This is a genomic window from Pseudomonas sp. TH31 (assembly GCF_016650815.1).
Classification (GTDB): Bacteria; Pseudomonadota; Gammaproteobacteria; order Pseudomonadales; family Pseudomonadaceae; genus Aquipseudomonas.
Window position 1 is genome coordinate 41,235 of the sequence record NZ_JAEKEZ010000012.1, and the last position, 7,155, is coordinate 48,389.

The 7,155-nt window shown below is 58.6% G+C and carries 2 protein-coding genes and 3 pseudogenes; 4 read left to right on the forward strand and 1 reads right to left on the reverse strand.

All coding sequences use genetic code 11. The features are described 5' to 3' along the window. Positions 1–11: 11 nt before the first annotated feature. A pseudogene (locus tag JFV26_RS09550) lies at positions 12–404 on the forward strand (Tn3 family transposase); the annotation flags it as partial. On the opposite strand, the pseudogene JFV26_RS33385 reads toward JFV26_RS09550, so the two are convergent. Beyond that, positions 390–524: pseudogene (locus JFV26_RS33385) on the reverse strand (IS5/IS1182 family transposase); the annotation flags it as partial. The pseudogenes JFV26_RS09550 and JFV26_RS33385 overlap by 15 nt on opposite strands. A 91-nt stretch (positions 525–615) precedes the next feature. Here JFV26_RS33385 and JFV26_RS09555 point away from each other — a divergent pair. The 3 genes and pseudogenes from JFV26_RS09555 to JFV26_RS09565 form a co-directional block, all read left to right on the forward strand. After that, positions 616–1,276: pseudogene (locus JFV26_RS09555) on the forward strand (transposase); the annotation flags it as partial. Between the two features lie 11 nt (positions 1,277–1,287). Then, positions 1,288–1,779, forward strand: a complete 492-nt coding sequence (locus JFV26_RS09560; RefSeq protein WP_201191770.1) for a hypothetical protein — start codon at positions 1,288–1,290, stop codon at positions 1,777–1,779. A 361-nt stretch (positions 1,780–2,140) separates the two neighbouring features. Further along, positions 2,141–7,155 (forward strand): Ig-like domain-containing protein (locus tag JFV26_RS09565; RefSeq protein ID WP_242487783.1); only part of this gene is annotated, 5,015 nt, incomplete at its 3' end.

The window sequence follows — 7,155 nt, forward strand, 5'->3', positions numbered from 1 at the left end:
ACCTGACAATGCCCTCACTGGTTCGAGCGCTGCGTCGGCTCGATGAGGTGCGCGGGTTGGGCATCGCCTTGCCGCCAGTTGCGGATATCCCGCCCAGCCGCATCGCAGCCTTGGCCCGTTTTGCCAACACCGCCAAGGTCACGGCCATCAATCGACTGCCGGCGTCGCGCCGGTTGGCGACGCTGGTAGCGTTCACGGTTTCCCTGGAAACCAGTGCGCATGACGATGCTCTGGAAGTTCTAGAGGCGCTGCTGCGGGATATTTTCAACATCGCGGAGAAGGCTGATAAGAAAGCTCGGTTGGGTAGCCTAAAAGACCTGGATCGCTCGGCGGCAATGCTTGCTGCGGCGTGCAAGGTCGTGCTGGATAGCTCAATCAGCGATGACAACGTCCGTGCCCAGATGAGTCTTGCTGGTGTTGCCTGCTCGACTTTTTCCGATTGCCTGATCCTCGCCGCCGACAGCCCCTTCGCTATACTGGTGGGCTTTGGCATAGCTGCCATCAATGAAAACCCACTCCATATCAATCAGGATCAGCCACAAGGGTAATCCTCCCCCTGAAATCGGTACTCGTCGGAAGTAGAATTTTCTCCTAATAGGATCAAGGAAATTTTGCGTGAAGACATCGCGTTTTTCAGACAGCCAAATCATCGCCATCCTCAAACAAGCCGAAGCCGGTAGTCCGGCACCAGAGCTATGTCGGGAGCACGGCATTAGCTCGGCCACTTTTTACAAGTGGCGGACCAAGTTCGGCGGTATGGATACGTCACTGATGGCTCGGTTGTGCGAGCTTGAAGAGGAAAACCGTCGGCTCAAGAAGATGGACGGCAAGGAACGTCTCAAAGCCGAAATCATCCAGGAGGTGATGGCCAAAAAGTGGTGAAGCCATCTCGACGACGAGAGATTGCGCTGCAAGCGGTTCGTTCAGGCCGGGTCGTGTAATGCCTTCGGTATCAGCGTCGCCTGTTATCGCTAGCAGCCACGTTTGTCGTCTGAGAATACCCAGATTGCCGACCTCCTGATTCGCCTGATGCACAATCAGCGTAACTGGGGGTTTGGCTTGTACTTTCTTGTACCTGCGCACCGTGAAGGGGCATCGTTCGAACCACAAACGGGTGTACCGGATTTACCGCGAACTGGAACTGAATCTGCGGATCAAACCGCGCAAGCGCATCGTGCGGGAGAAGCCAGAACCCCTCATCGTACCGGCAGCGATCAATCAGTGCTGGTCAATGGACTTTATGCATGACCAATTGTCCGATGGACGCAGTTTTCGATCAGAGCGGCCGTGCTGGTGGGCCATGACGGTGGCCCGGATATGGTCAATGGCATAAGGGAATATCACCTGACCGCCATACATCCGCAGACCGCGGACGACTTCCGTCATATAGCACCCTGGTATGCCAGCACATCTGGCACTGAGTTCATAAGCGACGACCTGTATAAGTCACTGAGGCTTGAACCGGTACCCGGTGCTTATCCAGCCACCTACCTGACCGGACCACAAGGGACCGATCAGCACGGGGCATTTCGCTACCCCTACGACACTGCTGGCAATGCCTTGATGCTGTCCGGTTATGTTGGAGCAAGCGAAACGGAACAGGGAGTCATGGATGAACTCAAGGCACTTCTGCAGCACTGGAAAAGTGCCGAGTACGTCAGTACCTGCGTTCTTGCTGATAAGCTGGAACTTATCAGCAACATGATCAGGCTGGGATTCTCGATTACCGCCTACCTCGTCAGTTTTTGCTCCGGACTCCAGCGGCGTCGCCGCTCTTAGCCAAGCAGTTCTACATTCTTATCGTTTTTATTGGTCATAAATTCAGTCGTTTGTCTACCCCTTATGTTAGGGAGGGAACGGTGTCCTGTCTTTCAATGGGCTCGTCCAGCGCGGGGCATTGGTTTTGTGCTCCGTGACTATTGCCTGCTTCAGTTAGCCAGCCTTATGTGGCCGCCATTTGAACATTCTTTCGGCAGTACCCTGAGCGGTTTTTCGAGACACGTCTCATATCATCAAATTCTCGCTCCAAAGAAGATAGTCATACCTGACGTACGCATTTGAACAGCGATGCCGGCAGGTTGATCAGTCGAGCCAACTGCTTTGCGAAGCATTGGTATATTTGTCGCGAGAGGTGTGAGTGTTGAATACAAAGCCAGTGAATGTCGCCGTAGTGGACGGCAAGACGATTACCGAGGCGACAGAGCTTCAGGTCGCCCATTCCGGTAAGCCCGTTCGGATCAAAGCGATCACTAACGGTAAATATATCCTCGCCGAAGGTGACAAGGGTGTCGCCCCGGAAAACATTACCATCAAGCGCGTAGGCAAAGACCTGCACGTGGCCCTGGAAGGTACGGATCCCGATCAGCCACAACTGATCATCGAAGGTTTCTTTGATTCACAAGGTCAGTTGGTGGGTGTCGCCGAAGACGGTGCTTACTACGAGTACATTTCTTCGGACGCTGAACAGGATCACTCTGCGGCATTCCTCATTGATGGCGTGTCTTCGCCTCAGGTTCTGGGTTCGGAGCAACTGGTTGGCTTTGGCAACGGCTTGGTCGCCGGTGGTGGTATTGGCTGGTTCTGGCCCGCCGTGTTGGGGTTGGCCGGGGTCGGTTTGCTCGGGGCCGCTTATGCGGTCGCTCGTGACGACAAGGACAACGACAACAACGACAGTGGTGGTGGCTCGGGCGAGGGACCTGAGACCCCTAGTTTGGACGATGTCAATGACAACGTTGGGGACAAGACGGGCCGCATCGAGAACGGTGGCGTCACCGACGACAGCACCCCGACCTTCAGCGGTGAAGGCACTCCGGGTAACACCATTATTATCAGCGACGGCGACAAGGTCATCGGCGAGGTGGTCGTCGGGGATGACGGTAAATGGGAGTTCACCCCCGAAACGCCGTTGAGTGAAGGTGCTCACGAAATTATCGTGGTGGAAAAAGACCCCGAAGGTAATGAAAGCAAGCCTTCCGAAGGCTTCGAGCTTATTGTGGACCTGACGGCTCCGGGCAAGTCCATCATCCGCGATGCTCAGGACAATGTGGGTGACGAACAGGGCACCGTGGGGCAAAACGGTGTGACTGATGACAACACCCCCACCCTCAAAGGCACGGCCGAACCCGGTTCGACGGTCGAAGTGTTTGCCAACGGCAAAAAAATTGGTGAAGCGCCTGTCAATGCCGACGGCAGTTGGTCGTTTACGCCAAATCCGGCGCTGGCAGACGATAAATATACGTTCACCACGGTGGCAGTCGACGCGGCGGGTAACCGAGGGTTGGAGTCCGACCCTTATGTCCTGACCATTGATACCGGCGATGTGGTCGCTGAGATCAGCATCACCGGTGCCACGGATAACGAGGGTCCGGTTCAGGAGCCGCTGCGCAGCGGCGATGTCACCGATGACACCACGCCGACCCTCAATGGTCTGACAACCCCGTACTCCACCGTCACCATCTACAACAACGGCCTGCCGATCGGCACCACCAAGTCCGATGCTTCGGGCAACTGGTCGTTCACCCCAGAGCTGAAAGACGGCCATCACCGCTTGACCGCCACCGTGATGGACGGAGATGGCGTTGAAAGTGATCCGAGCGCGGTCTTCGAGCTGGAGATCGACACCATCCGCCCCGGCAAGCCGGGCGAAGGTGCTAATGGCGGCATCGACAATGTGCACGATGACGTCGGTTTTCCTCAAGGCTCGATCCCCGATGGCGGCTCCACCGACGACAGCACCCCGACCCTCAGTGGTGGCGGCCAGACGCCAGGCGACAAGGTGGCCATCTACAACCAGGACGGTTTCCTCGGTGAGGTCGAAGTCAAAGCAGACGGCAGCTGGTCGTTTACCCCGAACCCGCCGCTCAAAGACGGCAGTCACGACTTCACCATGATCGTCAGCGATCCGGCCGGCAACGCCAGTGAGGAGTCCGATCCGTACACCGTGATCATCGACACCCAGGAGCCAGACAAGCCAGCGATCACCAGCGTGATCGACGATCAAGGCGATGTCACTGGCCCAATAGTCGGTGTGGGTGGTCTTACTCCAGTCACCGATGATGCTCAACCTGATTTCCACGGCACTGCCGAGCCGGGTAGCACCGTGATCATCTATGACCGGGGCGTGGAAATCGGCCGTGCTCCGGTCGATGCCAATGGCGACTGGACTTTTGAGCCGCGCCTACCGCTGAGCAATGACTCTCATGAAATCACCGTCGCGGCCATGGACGACGCGGGCAACATCGGCGAAAAATCTGATCCGTTCAACTTCGACGTCCTCGCAGGTGGTGCCCCGGCGGCCCCGGCCATCACCGGTATCATCGACAACGTGGGCACGGTAGAAAACGTGATGCCTGGCGGTGTCACCAATGATCCGCGTCCGACCATTCACGGTACCGGCGAGCCGGGGAGCACGATTACCATCTACGCCGATGGCGTGCCGTGGGGCACTACCGTGGTCGGACCAGACGGTCTGTGGAGCAAAGAGCTTGACGCGGATTTGCCTGGAGGCCTGAACAACATCACCGCCACCGCGACCAATGGGGCAGGCAACGTCAGCCCAGAAACCGGTGACTATCCGATCACCCTCGACATCACTCCACCCGCTTCCTCCACTGGGCAGCTACTGTTTGACGATGTCGGTGTCCCCGGCCCGATCAACGATGGCGATACCACTGACGACAACACCCCGACCTTCAGCGGCACCGCCGAGCCGGGCAGTTGGGTCATCATCCTCGACCAGGGCGCGGAAATTGGCCGCGAACGGGTTAACCCCGACGGTAGCTGGAGTTTTACGCCACGCACGCCGCTGATTGACGGTGATTACAGCTTCAGCACGATCGTGGAAGACGCAGCCGGCAACCAGAGCGCTGAAAGCCCGGCGACGGACTTTACCGTTGACACCAGTGCCGTCGTGATCAGCATCACCCACGCCACGGATAACGAGGGTACGATTCAGGATCCGCTGCGCAGCGGCGATGTCACCGATGACACCACGCCCACGCTGATAGGACAGGCGACACCGGGCGCGACAGTCACTATCTATGACAGCCTCAGCCAGCCGATCGGCACGGTTACTGCCGGTGCGAATGGGCGCTGGTCGTTCGACATTCCAACGTTGGGCGATGGCCCTCACAGCTTTACCGCGACCGCCACTCCCACGAGCGGTGTTGAAAGCCCTCCTACAACCCCGTTCACGCTGGAGATCGACACCATCCGCCCCGGCAAGCCGGGCGAAGGTGCTAATGGCGGCATCGACAATGTGCACGATGACGTCGGTTTTCCTCAAGGCTCGATCCCCGATGGCGGCTCCACCGACGACAGCACCCCGACCCTCAGTGGTGGCGGCCAGACGCCAGGCGATAAGGTGGCCATCTACGATAACCGCAACTCCAACCCCATCGGTATAGTAACGGTCAGAGACGACGGCACCTGGTCGTTTACCCCGTCCCCGCTCAACGACGGTGTGCACGACTTCACCATGATTGTCACCGATCCGGCCGGTAACGCCAGTGAGGAGTCTGATCCGTACAGGGTGATCATCGATACCGATGAGCCAGACAAGCCAGCGATCACCAGCGTGATCGACGATCAAGGCGATGTCACTGGCCAAATAGTCGGTGTGGGTGGTCTTACTCCAGTCACCGATGATGCTCAACCTGATTTCCACGGCACTGCCGAGCCGGGTAGCACCGTGATCATCTATGACCGGGGCGTGGAAATCGGCCGTGCTCCGGTCGATGCCAATGGCGACTGGACTTTTAAGCCGCGCCTACCGCTGAGCAATGACTCTCATGAAATCACCGTCGCGGCCATGGACGACGCGGGCAACATCGGCGAAAAATCTGATCCGTTCAACTTCGACGTCCTCGCAGGTGGTGCCCCGGCGGCCCCGGCCATCACTGGTATCATCGACAACGTGGGCACGGTAGAAAACGTGATGCCTGGCGGTGTCACCAATGATCCGCGTCCGACCATTCACGGTACCGGCGAGCCGGGGAGTACGATTACCATCTACGCCGATGGCGTGCCGTGGGGCACTACCGTGGTCGGACCAGACGGTCTGTGGAGCAAAGAGCTTGACGCGGATTTGCCTGGAGGCCTGAACAACATCACCGCCACCGCGACCAATGGGGCAGGCAACGTCAGCCCAGAAACCGGTGACTATCCGATCACCCTCGACATCACTCCACCCGCTTCCTCCACTGGGCAGCTACTGTTTGACGATGTCGGTGTCCCCGGCCCGATCAACGATGGCGATACCACTGACGACAACACCCCGACCTTCAGCGGCACCGCCGAGCCGGGCAGTTGGGTCATCATCCTCGACCAGGGCGCGGAAATTGGCCGCGAACGGGTTAACCCCGACGGTAGCTGGAGTTTTACGCCACGCACGCCGCTGATTGACGGTGATTACAGCTTCAGCACGATCGTGGAAGACGCAGCCGGCAACCAGAGCGCTGAAAGCCCGGCGACGGACTTTACCGTTGACACCAGTGCCGTCGTGATCAGCATCACCCACGCCACGGATAACGAGGGTACGATTCAGGATCCGCTGCGCAGCGGCGATGTCACCGATGACACCACGCCCACGCTGATAGGACAGGCGACACCGGGCGCGACAGTCACTATCTATGACAGCCTCAGCCAGCCGATCGGCACGGTTACTGCCGGTGCGAATGGGCGCTGGTCGTTCGACATTCCAACGTTGGGCGATGGCCCTCACAGCTTTACCGCGACCGCCACTCCCACGAGCGGTGTTGAAAGCCCTCCTACAACCCCGTTCACGCTGGAGATCGACACCATCCGCCCCGGCAAGCCGGGCGAAGGTGCTAATGGCGGCATCGACAATGTGCACGATGACGTCGGTTTTCCTCAAGGCTCGATCCCCGATGGCGGCTCCACCGACGACAGCACCCCGACCCTCAGTGGTGGCGGCCAGACGCCAGGCGACAAGGTGGCCATCTACAACCAGGACGGTTTCCTCGGTGAGGTCGAAGTCAAAGCAGACGGCAGCTGGTCGTTTACCCCGTCCCCGCTCAACGACGGTGTGCACGACTTCACCATGATTGTCACCGATCCGGCCGGTAACGCCAGTGAGGAGTCTGATCCGTACAGGGTGATCATCGATACCGTCGCTCCTGCAGCACAGGCGGTGAT